Genomic DNA, 21,514 nt, shown 5'->3' with positions numbered 1-21,514 from the left:
GATTTATAATTTTATTTTTTTGCTGTTGATAAAAGAATTTGAGACTTTTCCGTTGATGACATCATCAAATATGATGGGTTTTCTGGCATCCTGTCCTTCAATAAACAAGTGAAAGTTACTCACAGTTACATTTTTCATATGACGTAAAAACATACCTGAAGCTGGCAGTGTACCTACGCGACTAAATTCAGGCCACCATCCTTCTAATACATCTAAGGAGTATTCGTTGAGGTCTTTTTTATGGGCATCTTCTTTTGTACCGCCACCAGCAATAAAAAATTGAATATCTTTTATTATGATATTTTCAATATGTTTACCAGGCATTCCTGTTAAGAAAAAGGCCGAGTTCTTGTCCAATTCGGTGTTGTCGGCAATGATATTTTGAAAGATAAAGTTTTTCATTTCTTTCATGGGATACATTTCATCGGGTGCATCAACGCAAGCTTTTTGTTGTGCGAACGTCATAAACACAGGCCGAGGAACATTTTTCATCACCAAATTGGAGAATACCATGTTTTTCATGCTTCCTCCTTCGTTCATTTGTATTTTTAGCCCGCTGTCTTGTATGTTTTTAAAGGTACAATTAGTGACCGTAACAGATTCAAAGTCGCCTCTGGAAAGCAGACCTATTCGCATTCCTCCCCATTTTGTTTCAAAGATGCAGTTGCTGATAACAATGTCTTTGCAGGGTTTGTCGGGTAAGGAGGCCTGTAAGCAAATACAATCGTCACTGTTATCGAATGAACTATTGGATACTCTTACGTTTGTACAGCCGTCAAAATCCAGTCCGTCGCCGTTTCCGTTGGCCCGGCTGTGAATGCGAATTCCATCCACCACTATTTCATTGCAATACAACCAGGCCGAAGTCCATGCTGCAGGGTTGATTAAAGTAATATTGCGCATATGTATCTTGTCGCAGTTTTTAAAGCGCATCATCATTGGGCGTCCTGTTTTTCTATTGAAATGTTGGGGGTGTCCGTTGCCATCTATTGTTCCGTAACCTTCAAAAGCAAAGGAGTGGGCGTTTTGGGCATAAATGAAGCATTTATTCATGTGGGGTTCATTTTTGTACATGTTTTTATGTGTACCTTCCGGATAGTCTGCTATGTTTGGACTGCCCTTTAGTATAGCTCCGTTTTCCAAATGCAAGGTGACAAAGCTTTTCATAAATAAGGTGCCACTCATCACTGTTTTTCCGGAAGGAATGATAACTGTGCCCCCATGGTTTTTATTGGCCGCATCTATGGCCGCCTGAACTGCTTTGGTGTCAATGGTGAAGCCATCGGCCTTAGCACCGTAATCAAGTACGTTAAAATAGGACTGTGCTGATATCTCAAAAGTAGAAATGAAAAGGAATATCAGGATTCCAATACAGTTTGCTTTCATCATAATTTTAGATTTTACCCAAATTTACATAAACCAGGGTTTTAAATTGGGTCAGCAAAGGGTTAAAAAGGGGGGTAAATCTAAAATGTACCTCCAATTCGTACGTAATTTTACCCTTTAACCTGAATGATACTCTAGAACTTCGTAATAGATTTTCTAAAATGCGTCGTTGGGTTTAAAGTGGTTGCAATCATCTATTGTTATGGTGGGCGCTTCGTTTAATGACTTGCTGTATCTATGGCTAAACGAAGTAAGGGTATTGAGTGCTTCTTGCTTTTGTTGTGTTTTAAGCAAGGACGAAATGAGGTACTTGTGGGCAAGCTCACTGAGGGGGGCTATATCGGTCCACAAACGACTGATGTTGATTACCTGAGAATACTGTTTGTTGGCGAAGAGGTTAAAGCAAGTGCTTTTAAAGCTTAGTATATACTTTTGTTCATAGATATGAATGAGACTATCAAAATTTTCGGTTCTGAGATGACGATTTAGCATTATGGATGCAGGAAGCTTTTGCAATGTGTTATCATTGAGTGCTTGGTCAAAGTGTTGAATATCAATAAAAAAATCAGCATCGTGTTTTAACTGCCATTCTTTGTTTTGGTATGTCAAGGTTACATGGTTAAACCGCTCTAATAGTTTACGTAATCGGTGTATATGTGTACTTCTGTTGTTTTTTTGTTGAGATGGATTATCTGTTTCCCATAATATATCAGATAGTTCGGAGGAAGTGATGTGTCGTTTTTTTAATAAAGGGAATAATACTACTAAGGAAAATAGTTTTATTAATGTAGGAGAGAATAACCTGGATATGTCATTGCCCTGGGCATCATATGCTCTAAAAATATGGGTGAGGTGAACGGAATTTATTGGAGACATTGATTTTATAGGTTCTCCAGAGAGATTGTTGTTTCGCTGTTTGTGATACCGAATGTATATCAGAGAAATGATAAGGGTTAATAGAAATATGCTACCCCCTATAAAGATCCATGAAGCAATGGGTGCATTTGTAGGTTGTATTGTCTCTAATTTACCATTGTAAACTTGTTTTATCTCACGAGATGTGAGTGCTCTGTTCCATATGGCTAGCTGGCTCATCTGACCTATGAATTGATTCTTCCATATACTTTGGCCAATGGTGAGTGTATTTTCATCGCCTGATTTACCTTCGATCAATTGTGTGTCGAAGTGTTTTCCATTGACATAGAAATCAACTTTATGATGGATGTTAACGGATATTGCCAAATGTGTCCAATCATCTATTCTTCCTTTTTGATAGGGTTTAGAATATTTGGAGTAAAGCAAGGGGACTGTAAAGACTAGTGTGCTTCTATGGGGATTGAATCTGAAAACCAGGTTGTTATTTCCAATAACCGACATTAATTTATGGGTAGCTTCTGGTTTTATCCAGCAGGTAAATGTTAACTGTTGGTCGTATTTAAAGCCTGCAATATCTATAAAACAACTGTCATTAACGAAATTAGCACATAGGCCATGTTGTTCGTCATCTGTGTAAAATATGTATTCGTCCTGAGGTTTAATTTTATTGTTTATCTTGTTTTTAGTGTTGCCATTGAGTGGAAAGTAGGCTTGTAATTTATGTTGTAAAGGGGCATCTATCAAGGTTTCAGTATAGAGTTTCTCAATTTGTTGTGCGTTTAAATGCCTATCGTAAATGTAAATATCATCAATAAGTCCATTGGCGTTTAGCTTGTATTTATCTGTGCCAATGTTTAAATTTTTTCTGATCAGATGCCAGTCTGCCTGTATTGAATCACTCTTTATACAATCGCCGTTGTAATAGATTTTTAGTGTACCATCTGCGTTTAATGTAAATGCGATGTGTTGCCACACATCTTTGCAGATAACCGGCTTTGTGTCAATATCTTTTTTGTTATAATGATTAAATTGTATTTGGCGGGTAGCTAAAACTCTAAAGTTTAAAATATCAAATTCAGACAGGTAGGTTGCTGATTTCTTTCCAACATTTTCTGGTTTGATCCAGCATGCAAATGTTAAAACGGAATCTTGTAGCGTGAGGTTTTTGTGCGATTTGTTTTTATTGGCAATAAAACGTCCTACCTTTCCTCTAACTATATCAAAATGTATATCCACATTTTCCAATACGTCATCAGAATGTGAAAAGTGATTTTTATATAACAGGCCATGCTCAAGCGTGTTGGTGAAAGCTTCTCCCACATGGAAGAGCAACATTAGTATGAAAATATATTTTGACAAATTTTATTTTCTTTGAGGTTATAGTGCAAATATAGAAAAGAATTTAGTGAATATTTTGTGTGTTATTTTTGGATGGCTTTTATGATCTTATCATCGCCCAACTGCCTAGCAATATCCATTGCCGACATTTGTTCTGTTTTTGTTTGTATAGACATGTCTGCACCTGCTTTTTTTAGCATTTTAATGATGCTTATAATCTCATCATGATTTTGGGATAAGAGCTCATGGTTATCATTAATGTAGATAAGCAAGAAGAGTAGGGGACTTACATGGTTGTTGAGAACATCGTCATTACGAGTTTGAAAGGGATTTGCTATTAGTTGGTTTACATGTGCCCCATTTTTTATCAATAGTTTTACCAATGAAGGATTTAATTTGAGTATGGCTGCAATAAGGGCTGTATAACCGCTTTTGTTGATTAGATTTATGTTTACACCAGCATCAATAAGCTCCTTTGTTAACTGATGTTTTTTATATTCATCAGAAATGATAGAGGCAATGAGTAGCGTATAATCTCCAGGGTCTGTAAATTGGTAGTAGGGAAAGTTCTGATAGGGAATGGTATCTGTTTCAAGAACCCGGCTGATTACTTTGTTCATCCATTGGGGGATGTCCTTGTCTCCTTTTTTGTATTTGTTGACCCAGTAGCTCATTTCTTCAATCTGAGGGTCTAAACCATTATCTAAACATTGCTTTATTTGTTTTACGTGGCCTTTTTCTGCTGCCCAACTGGCAGCCAAAGCGTACCGGGTGGGTATATTGGGGTTGGCTCCGTTTTTTAGTAGAAAGTCAACCATCACACTATCTCCTGAGCTACAAGCTACATGTAACAATGGCATTGTAAATTCTTCCGCATCGTATGTGTTTACGTCGTAATTATATTTTGTAATCGCTTGCCGTAGCTTTAAGGTGTCTCCTGACCGGACCAGGTTGGACATTGCATAGGGGTCAAATGGTTCTGTTTTAGTTTGACTTAAACTGTTGGTTAATAGGAGTGTTAAAAAACTAATGCTAATGATGTATTTTGTCATTTTTATGGTTTTTAGAAGGTACTTAGTTGTGTATTTAAACAAGAGTAGATGTTATTTATTCTTCTTGTTGTAGTTCTTATCTTTTATAAGGCACTGTAATTTCTAAAAAAGCTACATTCTTTGATAATCATTTGATAAAATTTAGTATTTGAGTAATGGTTTATTAGTTCGTCAAATGCTTTGTTTTCTGTTGTGTTACTTCCGTCGTAAAAACCCCATCCTTTATAAGTTTCGTTATAAAAAGTATTTAGTTCGCACTTGGCCATCATATATAAGCAACGGGCATTTAATTCCTTGTCGTTTGAGTTTTCTAGTACTTTCCGATAATGCAAATAAGCTGTTTGGGCGAGTTGGTGATAGGTTTTTTCATGATTTTTAATGCCTTTGAGGTTATATCCCATACTGTTTTGGATGAGTTCGTCAGCCATTTTATCGTTACTTCCGTAATACCTAAAAAAGTGGTGGTTTGAAAAGTGTTCTTTTTCAAATAGATACCCTCGGTAGTAACCTGTGTTTGAAACATTGAAATAATAATTGGCTATCAGATAATGTGCAAGTTTCTTCTTCCAGACTACTGTTCCTTTGCTAATGGAATCTAATTTTAATAGGTAAGTGGGTAATTCATGTAGTGAAAAGGAGGGTTTTATAAAGGCAAAGGGTGAAGCCAGGTAGACTGAATCAACCATGATTTCATTTTCATCGCATGAAAAGCATTCCGTGGTGTTGTTGCTAAATATTTTAGCTGGGATGATGATGGGGTCAAAATCTTTGGTTTTTAGATGTTTATGGGCATTGACTACATCTGCTGCTTGCAAGTAATATAAACCCTTAACCTGCTGAAGGTAGTCTGTTACTTGTGATGAAGTTTCTCCTCCTTTGCATCTTTCCAAGAGGTATTGCTCTAGTTGGTTTTTGTTTGGTTTTTGCGCAAAGGTCAGTAGTTTATCAATGAGTGTGTGTGATGAAAGTGCACTGATTTTTTTGATGTCGTTATGTATTAAAAAGGCTTTGGCTAATTTTCCGTTTTGGTAATATACATGGGCCACCTGATCCAATACCAGATGTTGCCAGTTAGTCTGATAGACCTTATAATGTCCAATGTCTTCACCAAAATTAGTAGCTAAAAATTGTTCTTTAGTAGTATCTATTTCTTTCCAACTAAACACAGTATAGACTTTTGATAGCAGTTCCTTTTGCTCAGAATAGGAGACTTTGTTTATTTGTTTAAGTGTTTGAATAGCATGGTTTTGATCTCCTGATAGAAAGTGAAGGTAGGATAAGGAAAGTAACCAGAATTGTTTGTGCTTTATCCGGGGATTTTCATAGCTTTTCAGTGCAAAAGCTTTTAAGACTTGCGTAGTTTGCGCATTGCTTTCATTCATGGAGGGGAGCGCAGTGGTATTCATTCCGCTTGCTTTGGGCCAAACTTTTCTCTCTAGGTTATTAATGGCACGCATAAAGAGTAACTCCATTTTTTCGTCATTGGGCGCTAAGTTGTATAGTTCGTTTAAGACACCTAGTTCGTCAGTGAAATTACGAATGCCTTTGAGTGTCAAATAGCTTACCTGATCTTTTGTTCCGTTGAAATACGCTTTCCCTTCGGCTCCCCGATATGTACAAAATACATAGCTGGTATAAGCCGTGGTTTTTTTATCCAGGCTGTGGGTGAAAACTTGTAAAAATAGATAAGCTGCTTTTTCGTAGTCCTTTATGTTATAGTAACAACCGGCAATATGATCTAAAATATAGTAATAGATTTCGTTAGGACTAAAGTTGTCTTTTATATGATGGTTAAAAAAATCGATAGCGGCTTGATTTTGCTTATCGTAATGCAGAATTCTGATGATTTGGTAGTAGTACCTAATTTTGAGTTGTTTGTTCGTTTCGCTACTAAGGGCGGTGTTGGCTTCTTCCAGTAGTGGTGCAATATCAATTTTTGTATTGGCTATCATCTCTTTATAGTCCCACGATTGTGTATTTCGGTAGGCAAATATATTACTACACTTGCGGGCAAAAAGCATATATTCTTTAATTTTCTTTTCTAAGGGAGAATTTTTGTTTGTCCATTGTTTTCTAAAACTTTCATGGTCTGTTGTTTGCAAGGCTGTTTGTATCTCATTGTAGCTCCATTGGGGCAATAGCTGTTTCCACAGTGTGAGATTACCAGAAGTAAAAGCATAGGGATTTTTTTCCTCTTCTTGATAAAAGGCACGGTCATCAGTACGCAAAAAGGGATAGTAGTCTTTAGCGGATATATTTTGTTGATTGAACAGGTTGTAGAAAAAATCGTACTCATCATAATATCCCCCTCCACAGGCAAAAGTGATGGTTGATGGGAGTAGTAATATTAGTAGTAAAAGCTGTTTTATTTGTGTGTAGTTGGTCTGCATTTTAAAGCTGTTAAAGTTCTTTAATGATACTGTTTATTGATTGTAAGTTGTTGTCGTCTAGGTGATAAAAAATGATGTTCTTGTGGTTTATCTGGCTTTGTTTTATGACATGATAGGCAGCTATGATTTGATCTTTATTAGAATGTTCTAATTTTATTGTATAGCCATTGCTTAGGTAAAAGCCTTTGTAAAGGGTGTCTTTTTTAACCTGATAAAGGTATGTATCTAGTGGTTTAAAATAAGCAGATGCTTCGTCCATCTCTTTTTTATGGGTGCCGTTGATGATTCGTACCTGGTTGTTATTATTTTTAATGACAGTTTGCGAGAACAGCGGTAAAGCAATGTCTAATTCCAGTGGGTATGAACTGGAGGAGTTAATATATTGTTTTACTATATCTGCTTCTAGTATTGAGTTCTGCTTTATGTTTTTTAAATCTCCTACATTATAGAGCATTAAAGTGCCCCGGGACACGGGAGGTATACCCGTTTTTTGCTGAAATTTTATTTGATGAAGCCTTATTGTAACATTTATTTCGTAGTGTTCTTGCAATTTTTCAATCAGTGAAAAATATTTGGCCCTTGTGCTTTGTGTCCAGTCGCAATCAATTTGTATGTTTTTGATTGTTTTGTTAAAATGGTGCTGACTGATTTGGTCAATTAACTGAGAAATTCTACTACTCAAAGTGTTAACATTGGCTTCTTGAATGGCTTTATTGGTAATAAAAACAACCGGAACAATGGTGTAGGATTTATATAGGGTATCTACTTTGCTGAGTACATAGGTGGGTCTGACATTGTTGTTATACATTTCTACATCAAAATAATGCATAAATATTGTGCTCGTGTGGTTTTGCTGCAGTGTAGTATGGATTACGTCGGAAGAATTGGCTTCTGATTTCCAATGATAAAAAGAGATGTTTTTGTTATTGGTTGGTTGGCAAGCGTATAAACCCAAGAGTATTAATAGGGAAGAAAGTTTAGTAATAGAATTCATATTTATCTGTTATTTTGGATGTGCAAAAGTAACTTATTGCGCTGGAGGGAACAAAACTATTTATATAAGAGTGTATTTACTTTATATGGGGAGTTGTTGTAGTTGTTTAAGTTCTGTAGTCGTTAAGATGGCGAGTTGAAAGGTTTGCTTAAGTCGAATTTGGTTTGTTTAAAACCTGAGATTGTATTATTTTTGTACTATAATGTTAATTATTAATCAAAATCTTAACCTAGTTAGTCAAACTTTACCTTAATATGTATAGAGTAAAACTAGTTGTAGACAGCTATGAACGCTGGCTTACAAGCGTGTACTACGAGTACTTTTGTCCCGTAGATATGGATCCGGAATACTATAAAAAGTATTTACAAAAGAATTTTCCTTTTGAACCTGCCGATACAAAAGATATGGCTCCATATAATCCCCGCACAATACCTACTGTTAATCCTACTTTTTTTGACAAAGAGCTTATTAGAGAAAGCTTGAGAGAAGCAGAATTTGCCGTTAAACATGGCGAATCAAACTTTTGTACCGAAAAATTTTCTTCATTTGGAGAGGATAAGTCATTAAAAGCCAAATACTATACTAAATTAGCTAAAGCACGTCAGCGTAATGGGCTCGATTACGGTATCGCTCCCAACTACTCCCGCAACTATGATAGTTATATTCGTCCGGTGCAACAAATAACAAAACGTACTGAGTATAACAAGTTTGGTGGCATATTTAATCTTTCATTAGATTCAAGCCAAGATGACGACTTTTTGTATGAATGGTTGTTACAGGGTGATATGAAACAAGGTAAGTTGGTATTTTTCGATGGCGACCTGGAACAGGCTTTTAAAATTGAGTTTTGGGATTGTTACTGTATTCGTGTTGGTGAGCAAATGACATCAACAGGTAGTAGTGCCATGCGAATGCATATACGTCTATCGCCAGCCATTACCCGTAACCGTGGTGAAGAGCACCAGAAGGTTTGGAAAGTTACTGATATCACTCCAAATGATAGGGCTTTTGGCCCAGGACCTGTAGAAGAGGAGCCTGTACAAGAACCCGAGTGGGTTGAGTGTTATATTACAGATATGCAGGGCAATCGCATTGACGATTACCAAATTGGCGATACTATTATCGTAGTATTTAAAACACGCCATTTAGTAGGCAAAAAGATAAGTCTGAATTTAAACGATAAGGATGCCGACTTTGAATACAATGGGAATAGGCTCGAAAACGATATTTTAAGTAATTACCTTGTGAATAATAATACCGAACAAGTAGAACTAACCGTTATAGAACAAGCATAATGACAACATTTACATTTTCATCAGAACATATATCAGGTACTATGACCACTGAGGCTAAATTAAGAGTATCAGAATGCCGTATTGAATTTGACACCTATAAAAGTGCAGGTGATAAAGCCAGAACAAAAGGAGAATTTGGTTTTGATTCGTTAACTAAGAAGTTGCGTCAGAATAGTACAGACCTAGAGAAACTAAAAAAAGAGTATACTCCATTTAATATTGCAGAGGAGGAGTATTATGTACCTTGGTTAAGCATCAGCCAAGGACAAACTGTTGAATTATCGGTGGATGTTAAGAAAAATAAAGATAAAGGCACTCTTGATTTAATTGAAGGTAACGATGGTAATGAATTCACTATTCTAACCAAGGATAAAAATGGTAATGAAAGTAAGGACTTAGCAGCCATGAAAAGCATTTCGATTAGCTGCAATGCCACAAAGCAAACACCAACTCAACTTCGCTTTAAATCGGGTAATAATATTATTGGTGGTATCAATGTATTTCATCCAAAACCAAAAAAAGTTGATTTACGATTGGTTATGGTGACTACAAAAGTAAATAAAGATGACAATGATGACGAGAAAAATGCTATATCTAACTCGTTTGGCATTTCGAAATATGCATCCTCAGCATTAACTCAAAAAATTAAAGACGATTTGCAACGTGCCTTTAATCCTGCTTTGCTCGATTTTAATATAGTAGGAAACACCATACACGAAGTGAATTTGGCCAACGATTTTGAGAAAAATTGGGCAAAATATTTTATGGATGCCAATTTACGTGTGCGCCGAAATCCTGTTAGTATTAGAACTGAACTTTTGAGCGATTTAACCGATTATAAATCAAATAATTTATTTCGTCCTTTTTCAGAAGAAGAGATTAAGAAGACGCTTGATTTAGAGATCAACCATGCAGGCTCATTAAAAATGGATCTATTACAAGAGGAAGGTAATGAGGACTTTTTAGGTATAGATCATTTATTGGATAGATTCTCTTCTTATAATTGGGGATACGATGCTATGGACAAAAAGAGCATCACACTATTCTTAACTAATTTTCAGTGTTATATTCCTGCCAAAACGCTCACAGGCGATGATACTAAAGCAGGTATTAATGGGTGTTCGAAAACAGGAAATAATCAAGCTCTTATGTTTTTAGGAAATAATGCGGAACACCTTAAAATACCTGTTACACCGAAAACAGAATTACCCCACGAACTAATGCATTGCTTGGGCTTACCGCATGTTTTTCTTCAGCCAAAGGATAATACCTATCTTCCATTTCATTACTTTAATAAAACATCTACCGATAATTATATGGATTATGGAAATACAGTTAAACACACTTTTCATTTTCAATGGGAAATGATGCACTTAAGTAAATTCAGTAAATAATACACATATATAAAAAGATAAAATGAAATACTTTATAAGCTATACACTCCTTAGTTTGTTATTGCTAACTTCCTGTGGCTTACAGCGAAAAACCAAAATGTACCTTGCAAATGATGATATCTGCTTTTGTGGTTTAGACTCTAGTTATACAGACCACATTGATATCAACGATTATGACATTGAAAAAATTAAAGAAATCATTGAGGATACCTTGATTAATGATAATAAAATTCTTTTAACAGTAGATGTTGATTCATGGACAATGGATAAAGACCTATTGCGCTTTATGCACATAAATTATAAAAGCAACATAATGACCCTTTCTAGATATTACACAAATAACGGCAATTTACAATCAAAGAAATATAGGTTTCACAATCTAAATGTTGGACAAACTTTTTGGGTTAATGAAAACGACACTACTTATAGAAGTTATAATTACATTGAGCCTGCAACAATAGATAAAGTAGATAGTATCGCTGCTAAATACCCAATCTGCTGGCAGGAAGCAATTAAACTGGTTCGTGCTAAAATAGGGCCTTTCAAATTAGAAGCGATTGGGAGATCCAATAGCCCTGTATTTGAAGATGAACCAGAACATTATTGGTTTATAGAGGCTAAAAGGTTTGACATTAACAAGCATCGTTGCTACCTAGTGAATGCCGAAACTGGTGAAATACAAAGCAAGTTAATTTATGGTACAGTTTCAGATGATGATATGCTTTATTAAATATTTATATACCTATATAAGATGAAATCTTTAATAATCTACCCCTTTCTTTGTTTAATGTTGCTATGTTCTTGTGGTTTGCATCTAAAACCAAACTATACCTCGCAAACGATGATATCTGTTTTTGTGATTTGGATACAAGCGCATATGTATACCACATTGACATTAAGGATTATGACATTGAAAAAATTAAAGAGACCATTGAGGATACCTTGATTTATGATAAAGAAACACTATCAACAGTATATGTTGATAAAAACATTTTGGGCTTTATGCACAAAAACTACAAAAGTAATATAGCTACGTTTACTGATTTTTTCTTAGACAGTGGCAATTTGCAATTGAAATACCAAACATTTAAAAGTCTAACTGTTGGATTTTTTTTTATAAATTATACAGCTAATAACCCTACCTATAGTATCTACAATTACATCGAGCTAACAACAATAGACAAAGTAGATAGTATTGCTGCTAAATACCCAATCTGCTGGCAGGAAGCAATTAAACTGGTTCGTGCTAAAATAGGGCCTTTCAAATTAGAAGCGATTGGGAGATCCAATAGCCCTGTATTTGAAGATGAACCAGAACATTATTGGTTTATAGAGGCTAAAAGGTTTGACATTAACAAGCATCGTTGCTACCTAGTGAATGCCGAAACTGGTGAAATACAGAGCAAGTTAATTTATGGTATAAAGATACCTTAAGTTTACAGTTGATTAGTCATAGGTAATTAATGCCTTGCAGCACCATAGCCAATGTATTTTTTGTCAATGGTGCTGCGGAGAATAAAGAATTTGGCACTAAATACACCCCCGAAGTAGAATTGCCACATAAGCTAATGCATTGCTTGGGCACACCGCATGTTTTTCTTATGTCAAAAGAGAACGCCTACTTTCAATATTATTACTTTAATAAAGAATCGACCGATAATTATATGGATTATGAAAATACGGTAAAACACACTTTTCATTTTCAATGGGAAATGATGCATTTGAGTAAATTTAGTAAATAATATACATATAAAAAGACAAAATGAAATACTTAATAATTTACACACTACTCTGTTTAATATTACTGTCCTCTTGTGGCTTACAGCGAAAAACCAAAATGTACCTTGCAAATGATGACATCTGCTTTTGTGGTTTAGACTCATGTTACAGAGACCAGTATAAGAAAGATTAAAATCCATTTGATAATATGTAAAATATACTTAACTTGCATTAAATAGGAAATTTCGTCTTTTTTATTGGGAGGTAAAAAGTATAAAAAATCAAAACTTCCGCATAGCCAACCAAAATTGTTGGATAAAAGTTCCGTATATAAACAAGTTGTGCGGCATACAACAACGATAGTACACGATAAAGAATTATGACAAAACTTAATTTCACCGATAACGATTTTAAAGAGGCTAGGGCAATTGCTGAATTGATAAAGAAAATTGACCAAATTGATGCAGACTATGTTAATTCTGTTTCAGACGAGATTTACAAACTGCAACCTTTCTATTTGACTGTTTTATTGGGTCATCGTCTAGATGTTTCGATGGAAGAATTAGAAGAAATTATGAAAATTTACTTCTTGGTTTGGGAATATTTTCGATTAAAGCCAAATCTTCAGCGAAAACAAGTGACAGAATCTCTTTATTCTAAAATTCAAAAAAGGAATCTTGAGATGTTAAAGTATAGTGAAGGAGAACTCAAAGATATAGATAAAAAAGAGGTTTATTCATACGATTTACAAAACCTGAAATCAAAATCATTATTGACTGCGATAATGTACAGGTTTAAAGAAAGAAGGATGCTTATAAACATGGATTTCGAAAAAAAAGGTGCAATAATGATTGGAATTAAGAGCTTTATCGAATGTTTTGAGATGTTATGACAATAATGAAAGTATACATGACTGACATTTTTACCCGTAAATATGGATTTATTGAAAATAATGAGGACAAGTAGTTCAAATGCCGATTTTACCCATTTGATATTTCTACTTGATAATGAGTTGACTGGTAGATATAAAAGCGAGCAAAAAGGATTATGATAATCACAATGAGATTGAGATAATTGACTCTGTGGTACTGATTTACGATAATGAAAATGTGATTGCCTGTGGATGCTTTAAGCGTTTCTATAATGACTCTGCTGAAATTAAACGAATGTTTGTGAAAGCAGATTATAGGTATCCGCCCGAGCAAATACTTATTCCTGAAGCAAACTTTTATCAATAAATTGCGGCAAAAGTTCTTTGAAATTTTCGGCGGGTGTAATGTGGATGTTTTCCATGACGTACTTTAGCCATTTTTGCGGATCAATGTCAAGTTTCTTGCAAGTTCCAAAGAAGCTGTAGAACATTGCGATATTTCTGGCAGCATCATGTGAACCGGCAAACAAATAGTTCTTACGTCCCAGAGCCAGAGGGCGAATAGAGTTCTCAACCAGATTGCTGTCTATCTCCAGCATTCCGTTGGTAAGATAGTTCTGCAGGCTTGTCCAGCGATTTTTGCAATATTCAAAAGCTTTGCCCAGAGGACTTCTTGGTATTACAGATCCTTTGTGCTTGTTAATGTATGCTCCAATTTCGTTAATTACAGGCAGAGCTTTTTCCAGCCGCAGAGCATGCCGTTGCTCATGGGATAGATTTTGTTCCCGTGCAATAGCCTCAATGGCATAGAGAAGCTGAATGAGGCTTAGCACATGCGAAGCTCGTTCCTGATCGTTCTTCAGTGCGGCATCAAAATACCGTCTGGCATGTGCCCAGCATGATAAATGAGTCAGTCCTGCTTTTTTTGCCAAAAAGGTATAGCCACTATAACCGTCGGTTTGAACAAATCCACGGAACGAACTCAAGTCGTCGATGGGGCCATTGGCCGATCGGCTCTTGTAGTACTCAAACAGCACGCTTTTTGACAATGGGGCATACCGAACCCACATGTACCCCTGATGATACGTTCCTTTTTTGTTGCGATCCTGCACTTTTATTGGTGATTCATCGATCATCTGATAAATTTCCCTGAAAACATGTAATGAGAACGGCAAAATAATTCCCATTGAAATAAACCCTCTTCGGTTTGGAGGTTGGTGCACTACTGCTGATTTATCTGGAATTGCAGTGGGGCTTAATTCTTACAAATACTATTTTGAAAACAGTCGGCCTGATTGGGATGCTATATACAAAGGAAAAGAAAATAAGCTGTTTAGCATCATCGTTTTAGATAATAATTCGGGTCTTAAGCCTACTGATATTGCCAGATTTGATTATGAAGCACTTGCTGCTGATTTTGAAAATCCTGTTTTGATTAGACCTTTGGATATTAACAAATATCCTCTTTTCGGTTTTGTTTTTGCAGAAACAAACGAAAATAACAAACAGGAATTATACAATATTCTCAGTTCCGATTTAAGAAAATATATCTCTGTCCTGGAATAATGACAAAGCCCATGAAACGGGCCGTAGTCAGGTTAATTCCTCTGGCGGTCGGTTTTTTGTTCCTTGCTGCGTGCAGGAAGCTTCATCTTTGGGTACTCTTTAATGTTAATGAGTAATTAATTTTATTGATTCCGTGGTAGCCAATAGGCTCACTCTCGATGCCCCTGAGCTTTCTGTTTAGTTGAATTATTTTTTTTATTTGGCCCTAAAGGCTATCTTGCGCCGCGTTTAAGTGATGTTTTTCTTTTAATTTTATTGCCCAGCAATACAAAATAACGTTTTGGAACCAGCGTGATCAATCTGGCTGCTCTCAAAAGAGATTGTATGCATTCCTGTCATGCAGGTTTTATCCGTTAATTAGTGGCTGCAAGAAAACTACTGTTTTTTCTGTCTTTGATAAGAAACGAACATGAATTTTAGCATTCTAAAATACACACAGAAGAATGATTAAAATTCATCGGGAGTTCCATATGACCATTAAGAAACAAATTATAAACATATGAAAGCTTCAAAGACAAGGCTTTCGATATTTTTGAAACCAAGGAGTTTACTGATTGTAAATGACTGTTTCAAAAATGAGAATAACGCAGTATTTGGAGTTTTCTTGCAAAGACTAAATAGGAATATGAGCGGTCTGCAAGACCCCGCGATTATTCTAGGTTGAACTACAACCCGGATTCTCACTGCCTACGTATTTTAAGAGTGTTTTTTGTTTTAGTAATAGCCTGTGTGACTGTTTTTAGAGTTTTAGCATATTTAGAAGCTAAGTTTAGGCGGTCTATTATTACAGCTGTATATGCTTTTCTACAGTTCAGACCATTGCAAATCTACAGTTTGGACACTAGTATTTTAACCTCATTAAAATGACGTTTTTTCCAATTGACTTTATGCACTTACACTAATTTAGACTTCAGTATTTTAACTAGGTTGTGTACCGGAAAACTAATCCTAGGTTGTGTAGCTATGCCTTACCTCCTGATACGAACGAAGCCCTTGGGCATCACATGTTGGCAAAAGCGTTTTAAAAACTCCACACCTGGCAGGCTTACGGTCTTGGGGCACCTTTTTTCCGGTAATCCTTTGCCCGGAACAATATTTTGTAATACAGCTTGTCGTTCCACAGGCATATTCGTTCCACCCCAGTTGTGCGGTGCGGGACGAAACAATGTTGTTAAATGCCCTGACCTGCATGGGCGAGAGTGGTCCTTGGGTCATTAACCGTCTGCCGAATTTGCGCACCACATCGGCCAGGTCGTATTTATCGCCTTCCATAAAGGGTATCTAATGGGCTGTGTGCCGTTAAAGAGCCACTGGCAAGGGTTTTCGGCGGCCATGTATTTTTTTAGGCCAATAGCCATGGTCGGGGAAAGAGGCACAATGCGGTCTTTTTTGTATTTGCTCTGTCTGATATGAATGGTTTGCCGCTCAAAATCAACATCTCCGATTTTGAGGTTTATGACCTCTTGCCCGCGCAGATCGACCTGGTTTTCAAGTTTCTTCAGCACCTTTTTTAACTCGGGCACATAGACAATGGCCTTTTCCAAAATTGTAAGTGATGTTTTCTTCTGCATAACAGTAAATTTTAAAATGATTAATAATTACTGTTATAACGCCATACCGAGAAGGAAGATTAATTGCATACGCGTTGATTGAAGCATCTTGTAAAATAATCAAGTGATCGTGAGAAATATTCTCACAATATTTCTATATTTGTAAAGAATGAGAATTTTTCTCACTAATAATTAGAAATAATGATTATTGAATTTACAGTTGGAAATTTTTTGTCTTTTAGTAATAAAAAAACTTTATCCTTAGAGGCTACAAATATTACAGAATATAAAGAATCAACATTCAAAGCAGGGAAATTTAATCTCTTGAAAAGTGCAGTTCTTTACGGGGCTAACTCAAGTGGAAAATCAAATTTCATTAAAGCAATGTCGACAATGAAAAGAATTGTAATGACATCTGTAGAAAAGACATCTGCATCGAAATTTGAAATTGTTCCTTTTTTACTTAATACTAGTACTGAAAATAAACCGACTTTTTTTGAATTAGTTTTCTTAATTGACAAAACAAGATATAGATATGGTTTTGAAATTGATAATAGTTCAATCCATGGAGAATGGTTATTTAAATTAGAAGGAGATAATGAAATTCCTCTATTTATCAGGGAAGAAAATGGAATTGGGGTAACTGATGACTTTAAAGAAGGTCATGGTCTTGAATTTAAAACTAGAGAAAATGCTCTGTTTCTTTCCGTTGTTGACCAATTTAATGGAGAAAACGCCGCAAAAATTATTAGCTGGTTTAATGATTTAGGAACTATTTCTGGATTAAGTCATGATAATTATAGAGGGCTTACTTTTTCATTGTTGGACAAAAAGAAATCAAAAGAAAAGCTACTGGATTTTTTAAAAGACTTAGATTTAGGATTTGAACAACTAAAATTCCGAAAAGAGAAATTTCAAGAAAGATTTTTACCAGATGACTTACCTGCAGAACTTCTTGATGATATAATCAATGATTTGCAAGGAAAAACTATTGCAAGGATTAACACAGTCCACAATAAATATGACGAAAGTGGTAAAAAAGTTGGTTTCAAGGATTTTGATTTACGTGGACAAGAATCATCAGGGACAAATAAAGTTTTTGATATTTCAGGACCAATTTTTGATACTCTAATTGGTGGTGGAGTATTGGTTATTGATGAATTAGATGCGAAACTTCATCCATTAATGACTGCTGCAATTACTAATTTATTTAATTCCCCTGAGTATAATACAAATAATGCACAATTAATCTTTGCAACTCATGATACGAATTTGTTATCATATGGCAGATTTAGAAGAGACCAAATTTATTTTCTAGAGAAAGACAAATTTGAGGCAAGTGATTTGTATTCCTTGATTGAATATAAAGAGGAAGGCTCCAGTAAAAAAATCAGAAAAGATAGGTCTTTTGAAAAAGACTACATCAATGGCAGATATGGAGCAATTCCATTTATTGGCAACTTCGAAGAACTTTTAAGCAATGGCTAATATTATTAAAATTGACAACGCCGTTCTTAAAAGACGAGCAAGAGAAGAAAAGAAACGTAAGACTGAGTTTAAATCAAAACGAAAGTTTTACCTAATTGTTTGTGAAGGTGAAAAGACTGAACCAAATTACTTTGAATCTTTAAAATATTCATTGCCCAAAGGTGTTTTAGAACTGACTAATATTGACATTGATGGCACTGGTAAAAATACTTTGTCAATAGTTGAAGAAGCGAAAAAATTAAGAACTAAGTATGAAGAAAAGTACTTACGGAAAATTGATAAGGTCTGGGCTGTTTTTGACAAGGATAGTTTTCCTGCAAAAAACTTTAACAATGCTATAAACAAAGGAGAAAACTCGAAGCCGAAAATTAATTGTGCTTGGACTAATGAGGCTTTTGAACTTTGGTATTTATTGCATTTTAATTATTACAACACAGGTATTTCACGAGTTCAATATCAAAAATTTATTGAAAAAGAAGTTAATAAAGCAGCAAATCGAACTGACTTCAAATATCAGAAGAATTCAAAAGAGATGTTTGCTATATTAAATGAATTTGGAAATCAAGAGAATGCAATAAAGAATGCTGAAAAGCTTGAAGGTTTATATTTTGACAGAAGTTTTTCAAATCATAATCCTTGTACTAAAGTTCATAAATTGATTAATGAGTTGATAGAATTAACTGAAAAGTACGCTGCCCAATAAATAGGAATATGAGCGGTCTGCAAGACCCCGCGATTATTCTAGGTTGAACTACAACCCGGATTCTCACTGCCTACGTATTTTAAGAGTGTTTTTTGTTTTAGTAATAGCCTGTGTGACTGTTTTTAGAGTTTTAGCATATTTAGAAGCTAAGTTTAGGCGGTCTATTATTACAGCTGTATATGCTTTTCTACAGTTCAGACCATTGCAAATCTACAGTTTGGACACTAGTATTTTAACCTCATTAAAATGACGTTTTTTCCAATTGACTTTATGCACTTACACTAATTTAGACTTCAGTATTTTAACTAGGTTGTGTACCGGAGACCTAATCCTAGGTTGTGTAGCTATGCCTTACCTCCTGATACGAACGGAGCCCTTGGCATCACATGTTGGCAAAAGCGTTTTAAAAACTCCACACCCGGCAGGCTTACGGTCTTGGCGGCACCTTTTTTCCGGTAATCCTTTGCTCGGAACCTGACATGCGTATCGTTTATATCTATGATCCTGTCGTTGGATATAGCTATGCGGTGCGTGTACCGCCCTAAATAACACACCACGTGTTCGCTGTCGGCCATCGAGGCCTGACTGTATACCACCCACCTGGAAGGATTCCGCATTCATAAAATGAACTTGCAGGAAGTCCAATTTGCAGCAAAACTTCGTTGTTGCAATCTCTCGTAAGCTCCTATATAATTAGTTGTTAGTCAAGTAGTGGCAAATTATAAAGGTTCGGCTATCGCCTATTCCAACCTGATATTAAAGATTAACCATACAATCGATTTGAAAGTTATTATAGTCAATAGTAAATCATAAAAGAATCTTGAATCCAAAAAATGAGAGAATTGTTTTTATTGCTTTATTGCTTCAGTTTGTACCTCTGTGAATATTGAATAAATATTTTCTCACAATATCGATTTCTTTAAAAAATATGATTAATAATAACTTCACCTACTTGCAACATTGTTGCATTTAGCATACATTTGCAACACTGTTGCATTTAAAAAGATTAGGCAGTTATGAAATCAATAGAGATATTAAATACATTTAAGATTAAAGGAACAGGATGCAGATTAGGTATTTTAGACCTAATGATATCGTCTGGAATTGCACTTTCTGAGAATGAAATACGCAAAAATCTTGAAGGCAAATACAACCGTACAACCTTTTATCGCTCATTTAAAACACTTGAAGAGCGTAGTGTAATTCATAAAATAGTAGTAGATAATCAGCTTGTAAAATATGAGTTGGACAATTCAGTTACAAGAAAAAAAGAACACGCTCATTTTTATTGCAATAAATGCAATACAGTTAAATGCCTTGATACGATAGAAATAGCAACACCAACAGTACCCAAGGATTATAAAATAACTGAGCAAGAATTGATACTAAAAGGGGAATGCAACATTTGTGCTATAAATAATCAGCAAGACAACTCATGAGCGATAAAACAATAATGCCTGTGACTATTATTACAGGCTTTTTAGGGGCGGGTAAAACAACCTTGTTAAACGAAATACTGGAACATAACAAAAACACCAATTTTCTTATTATTGAAAACGAAGCAGGCAATATTAATATTGACAGAGAACTGGTTAGAAATAATGATAATAACAATTTATTTGAACTAACCGGTGGCTGCATTTGCTGCTCTCTGAGCACCGAACTTGGAACTGTTTTAAATAGCGTTATACTATCGCAAGTAAAATATGATTATGTGTTGATAGAAGCTACTGGCATGGCAGATTCTGGTCAGGTTATTAATATGTTTTCAGGAGCACGTATCCAAAGGTATTTTAAGTTAGATAGCGTAGTTGCCTTGGTAGATGCCGGTTCATTTTTAAAGCGTCTTGCCAATTTTAGCGAAGTTCGCAGCCAGGTGGTACAATCTGATGTTATTATAATAAACAAATGTGATTTATTGGCTCCCGAACAAACCAAAGAGCTTGAGCAAAAGATAACTACGATTAACCCACTTGCAAGAATTGAGCAAACAACTTTTGGTAAAATTGAAGATATTCAGATATTAAATTGTGAAAGTTTTAGTCCTTGCAATATGGAAGAAAGCATTATTGATTATACCAATATAACCGTGGTAAGCCCTAGAAAAAACCATGGCCACTCCATACAAACGCTAAGCTATACCATAACCGGTGATTTTGATATGAAAAGAATGGCCATGTGGTTTGAAGACTTCCTTTTTATGAATAGAGATAAGGTACTCCGGGTTAAAGCCATTTTAAGCATTGACGATATGGCACATAAGATTATTCTCCAGTCGGTAGGGAATACTTACCATACAACACAAGGCTCTCAATGGCTTGAAAATAAAAACAGGGAAAGCAATATTGTAATTATTGGAACCGATTTAAAGGATGACGAAATCAAAACGAGTCTATACAAATTATTAGTAAAAACAACCGTATGATAAACTTATCAAATAGCAAATATTTATCTTCAGATAATATAGGAATGGCCAGTTCAACACTTTGCCTGGTTCATTGTATTCTCACGCCATTTATTTTTATTGCCCAAGCTTGTGCAGCCAGTTGCTGTGCCGAAGCGCCTGCTTGGTGGAGGGCTATCGACCTTATATTTCTGATTATCTCTTTCACAGCAGTATATTTCTCGGCAAAGTCAAGTTCAAAAGCATGGATAAAGGTGTCTTTATACATCACATTCATTGTGTTTTTTATTTTAATGGCCAATGAACACACCCATACTTTACCCATAACAAGGTACCCCATGTATATAGCTGCCGGAATATTGGCTGGCTTGCATTTTTATAATCGAAGGTTTTCAGCATGTCCGAACAACTGCTGTCCCAATTAAGATTAGAAATACAATGATTTTTACTGAATTTGAAACATACTAACAATTGCATTGAAATATTAA

General features: G+C 35.4%; 19 protein-coding genes and 2 pseudogenes. 12 read left to right on the top strand and 9 right to left on the bottom strand.

The genetic code is table 11. The annotated features are described in order from the left end of the window. Positions 1–3 precede the first annotated feature (3 nt). The 5 genes from CYTFE_RS0108865 to CYTFE_RS0108845 form a co-directional block, all read right to left on the bottom strand. Positions 4–1,389, bottom strand: coding sequence for a glycoside hydrolase family 28 protein (locus tag CYTFE_RS0108865; protein WP_044214194.1), 1,386 nt, complete (start codon positions 1,387–1,389; stop codon positions 4–6). 153 nt (positions 1,390–1,542) lie between these two features. Next, complete coding sequence (locus CYTFE_RS0108860) at positions 1,543–3,621, bottom strand: LamG-like jellyroll fold domain-containing protein (RefSeq protein ID WP_152541887.1); 2,079 nt, start codon at positions 3,619–3,621, stop codon at positions 1,543–1,545. Positions 3,622–3,683: 62 nt separating this feature from the next. After that, positions 3,684–4,652, bottom strand: a complete 969-nt coding sequence (locus tag CYTFE_RS0108855) for an ankyrin repeat domain-containing protein (RefSeq protein ID WP_027471514.1) — start codon at positions 4,650–4,652, stop codon at positions 3,684–3,686. Between the two features lie 83 nt (positions 4,653–4,735). Next, the gene (locus CYTFE_RS0108850) at positions 4,736–7,042 is read right to left on the bottom strand and encodes a hypothetical protein (RefSeq protein WP_027471513.1); all 2,307 of its coding nucleotides are present in this window, start codon (positions 7,040–7,042) and stop codon (positions 4,736–4,738) included. Between the two features lie 10 nt (positions 7,043–7,052). Further along, on the bottom strand, positions 7,053–8,036 hold the full coding sequence (locus CYTFE_RS0108845) for a hypothetical protein (protein WP_027471512.1): 984 nt from the start codon (positions 8,034–8,036) through the stop codon (positions 7,053–7,055). A 254-nt stretch (positions 8,037–8,290) separates the two neighbouring features. Between CYTFE_RS0108845 and tssD the strand changes: the two genes are divergently transcribed. The 6 genes from tssD to CYTFE_RS0108815 all read left to right on the top strand — a co-directional run bounded on the left by tssD (position 8,291) and on the right by CYTFE_RS0108815 (position 13,336). Continuing rightward, positions 8,291–9,331: a type VI secretion system tube protein TssD gene (gene tssD, locus CYTFE_RS28600; protein WP_154665642.1), complete on the top strand. Its 1,041-nt coding sequence runs from the start codon at positions 8,291–8,293 to the stop codon at positions 9,329–9,331. Next, a complete protein-coding gene (locus tag CYTFE_RS30720) occupies positions 9,331–10,725 on the top strand; it encodes a hypothetical protein (RefSeq protein ID WP_200871455.1) in 1,395 nt (464 codons plus the stop codon). Before tssD ends, CYTFE_RS30720 begins: the two co-directional genes overlap by 1 nt. Positions 10,726–10,747: 22 nt before the next feature. After that, positions 10,748–11,455, top strand: coding sequence for a hypothetical protein (locus CYTFE_RS0108830; RefSeq protein WP_044262694.1), 708 nt, complete (start codon positions 10,748–10,750; stop codon positions 11,453–11,455). Between the two features lie 131 nt (positions 11,456–11,586). Continuing rightward, on the top strand, positions 11,587–12,159 hold the full coding sequence (locus tag CYTFE_RS0108825; protein ID WP_162150080.1) for a hypothetical protein: 573 nt from the start codon (positions 11,587–11,589) through the stop codon (positions 12,157–12,159). A gap of 29 nt (positions 12,160–12,188) precedes the next feature. Continuing rightward, positions 12,189–12,467, top strand: a complete 279-nt coding sequence (locus CYTFE_RS25730; protein WP_044214530.1) for a hypothetical protein — start codon at positions 12,189–12,191, stop codon at positions 12,465–12,467. A gap of 356 nt (positions 12,468–12,823) precedes the next feature. Then, entirely contained in the window at positions 12,824–13,336 is a 513-nt protein-coding gene (locus tag CYTFE_RS0108815; protein ID WP_027471506.1) for a hypothetical protein, read from the top strand. 317 nt (positions 13,337–13,653) lie between these two features. On the opposite strand, the pseudogene tnpC reads toward CYTFE_RS0108815, so the two are convergent. Continuing rightward, positions 13,654–14,478 (bottom strand): annotated as a pseudogene (tnpC, locus tag CYTFE_RS25725) (IS66 family transposase); the annotation flags it as partial. Between the two features lie 85 nt (positions 14,479–14,563). Between tnpC and CYTFE_RS0108805 the strand changes: the two are divergent. Beyond that, entirely contained in the window at positions 14,564–14,881 is a 318-nt protein-coding gene (locus tag CYTFE_RS0108805) for a hypothetical protein (protein WP_027471505.1), read from the top strand. 971 nt (positions 14,882–15,852) lie between these two features. Here the strand turns inward: CYTFE_RS0108805 and CYTFE_RS31875 are convergent. Together CYTFE_RS31875 and CYTFE_RS28595 are read right to left on the bottom strand one after the other, a co-directional pair. Next, positions 15,853–15,977, bottom strand: a pseudogene (locus CYTFE_RS31875) (transposase); the annotation flags it as partial. Between the two features lie 118 nt (positions 15,978–16,095). After that, a complete protein-coding gene (locus CYTFE_RS28595) occupies positions 16,096–16,452 on the bottom strand; it encodes a tyrosine-type recombinase/integrase (protein WP_027471504.1) in 357 nt (118 codons plus the stop codon). Between the two features lie 180 nt (positions 16,453–16,632). Here CYTFE_RS28595 and CYTFE_RS0108790 point away from each other — a divergent pair, with 180 nt between their 5' ends. Both CYTFE_RS0108790 and CYTFE_RS0108785 read left to right on the top strand, forming a co-directional pair. Next, a complete protein-coding gene (locus CYTFE_RS0108790; RefSeq protein WP_027471503.1) occupies positions 16,633–17,919 on the top strand; it encodes an AAA family ATPase in 1,287 nt (428 codons plus the stop codon). Continuing rightward, the gene (locus CYTFE_RS0108785) at positions 17,912–18,622 is read left to right on the top strand and encodes an RloB family protein (protein WP_027471502.1); all 711 of its coding nucleotides are present in this window, start codon (positions 17,912–17,914) and stop codon (positions 18,620–18,622) included. Before CYTFE_RS0108790 ends, CYTFE_RS0108785 begins: the two co-directional genes overlap by 8 nt. A gap of 344 nt (positions 18,623–18,966) precedes the next feature. On the opposite strand, the gene CYTFE_RS31870 is transcribed toward CYTFE_RS0108785, so the two are convergent. Next, positions 18,967–19,197, bottom strand: coding sequence for a transposase (locus CYTFE_RS31870; protein ID WP_044262690.1), 231 nt, complete (start codon positions 19,195–19,197; stop codon positions 18,967–18,969). 441 nt (positions 19,198–19,638) lie between these two features. On the opposite strand from CYTFE_RS31870, the gene CYTFE_RS25715 reads away from it, so the two are divergent. The 3 genes from CYTFE_RS25715 to CYTFE_RS31865 are packed head-to-tail and all read left to right on the top strand — an operon-like array spanning position 19,639 to position 21,451. Beyond that, a complete protein-coding gene (locus tag CYTFE_RS25715) occupies positions 19,639–20,061 on the top strand; it encodes a Fur family transcriptional regulator (protein ID WP_044213135.1) in 423 nt (140 codons plus the stop codon). Next, positions 20,058–21,047: a CobW family GTP-binding protein gene (locus CYTFE_RS0108770; RefSeq protein ID WP_027471500.1), complete on the top strand. Its 990-nt coding sequence runs from the start codon at positions 20,058–20,060 to the stop codon at positions 21,045–21,047. Before CYTFE_RS25715 ends, CYTFE_RS0108770 begins: the two co-directional genes overlap by 4 nt. Next, complete coding sequence (locus tag CYTFE_RS31865; RefSeq protein WP_081735955.1) at positions 21,044–21,451, top strand: MerC domain-containing protein; 408 nt, start codon at positions 21,044–21,046, stop codon at positions 21,449–21,451. The genes CYTFE_RS0108770 and CYTFE_RS31865 overlap by 4 nt, the downstream gene beginning before the upstream one ends. Positions 21,452–21,514: the final 63 nt, after the last annotated feature.

This window comes from Saccharicrinis fermentans DSM 9555 = JCM 21142, from assembly GCF_000517085.1.
In the GTDB taxonomy this organism is placed as follows: domain Bacteria; phylum Bacteroidota; class Bacteroidia; order Bacteroidales; family Marinilabiliaceae; genus Saccharicrinis; species Saccharicrinis fermentans.
This window is presented reverse-complemented; position numbering and strand designations above follow the sequence as displayed.

Excerpts from the sequence above, each read along its gene's own strand:
- CYTFE_RS0108865 (WP_044214194.1), bottom strand. The coding sequence starts at position 1,389 with ATGATGAAAGCAAACTGTATTGGAATCCTGATATTCCTTTTCATTTCT.
- CYTFE_RS0108855 (WP_027471514.1), bottom strand. The coding sequence starts at position 4,652 with ATGACAAAATACATCATTAGCATTAGTTTTTTAACACTCCTATTAACC.
- CYTFE_RS0108850 (WP_027471513.1), bottom strand. The coding sequence starts at position 7,042 with ATGCAGACCAACTACACACAAATAAAACAGCTTTTACTACTAATATTA.
- CYTFE_RS0108845 (WP_027471512.1), bottom strand. The coding sequence starts at position 8,036 with ATGAATTCTATTACTAAACTTTCTTCCCTATTAATACTCTTGGGTTTA.
- tssD (WP_154665642.1), top strand. The coding sequence starts at position 8,291 with ATGTATAGAGTAAAACTAGTTGTAGACAGCTATGAACGCTGGCTTACA.
- CYTFE_RS30720 (WP_200871455.1), top strand. The coding sequence starts at position 9,331 with ATGACAACATTTACATTTTCATCAGAACATATATCAGGTACTATGACC.
- CYTFE_RS0108830 (WP_044262694.1), top strand. The coding sequence starts at position 10,748 with ATGAAATACTTTATAAGCTATACACTCCTTAGTTTGTTATTGCTAACT.
- CYTFE_RS25730 (WP_044214530.1), top strand. The coding sequence starts at position 12,189 with ATGCCTTGCAGCACCATAGCCAATGTATTTTTTGTCAATGGTGCTGCG.
- CYTFE_RS0108815 (WP_027471506.1), top strand. The coding sequence starts at position 12,824 with ATGACAAAACTTAATTTCACCGATAACGATTTTAAAGAGGCTAGGGCA.
- CYTFE_RS28595 (WP_027471504.1), bottom strand. The coding sequence starts at position 16,452 with ATGCAGAAGAAAACATCACTTACAATTTTGGAAAAGGCCATTGTCTAT.
- CYTFE_RS0108790 (WP_027471503.1), top strand. The coding sequence starts at position 16,633 with ATGATTATTGAATTTACAGTTGGAAATTTTTTGTCTTTTAGTAATAAA.
- CYTFE_RS0108785 (WP_027471502.1), top strand. The coding sequence starts at position 17,912 with ATGGCTAATATTATTAAAATTGACAACGCCGTTCTTAAAAGACGAGCA.
- CYTFE_RS31870 (WP_044262690.1), bottom strand. The coding sequence starts at position 19,197 with ATGGCCGACAGCGAACACGTGGTGTGTTATTTAGGGCGGTACACGCAC.
- CYTFE_RS25715 (WP_044213135.1), top strand. The coding sequence starts at position 19,639 with ATGAAATCAATAGAGATATTAAATACATTTAAGATTAAAGGAACAGGA.
- CYTFE_RS0108770 (WP_027471500.1), top strand. The coding sequence starts at position 20,058 with ATGAGCGATAAAACAATAATGCCTGTGACTATTATTACAGGCTTTTTA.
- CYTFE_RS31865 (WP_081735955.1), top strand. The coding sequence starts at position 21,044 with ATGATAAACTTATCAAATAGCAAATATTTATCTTCAGATAATATAGGA.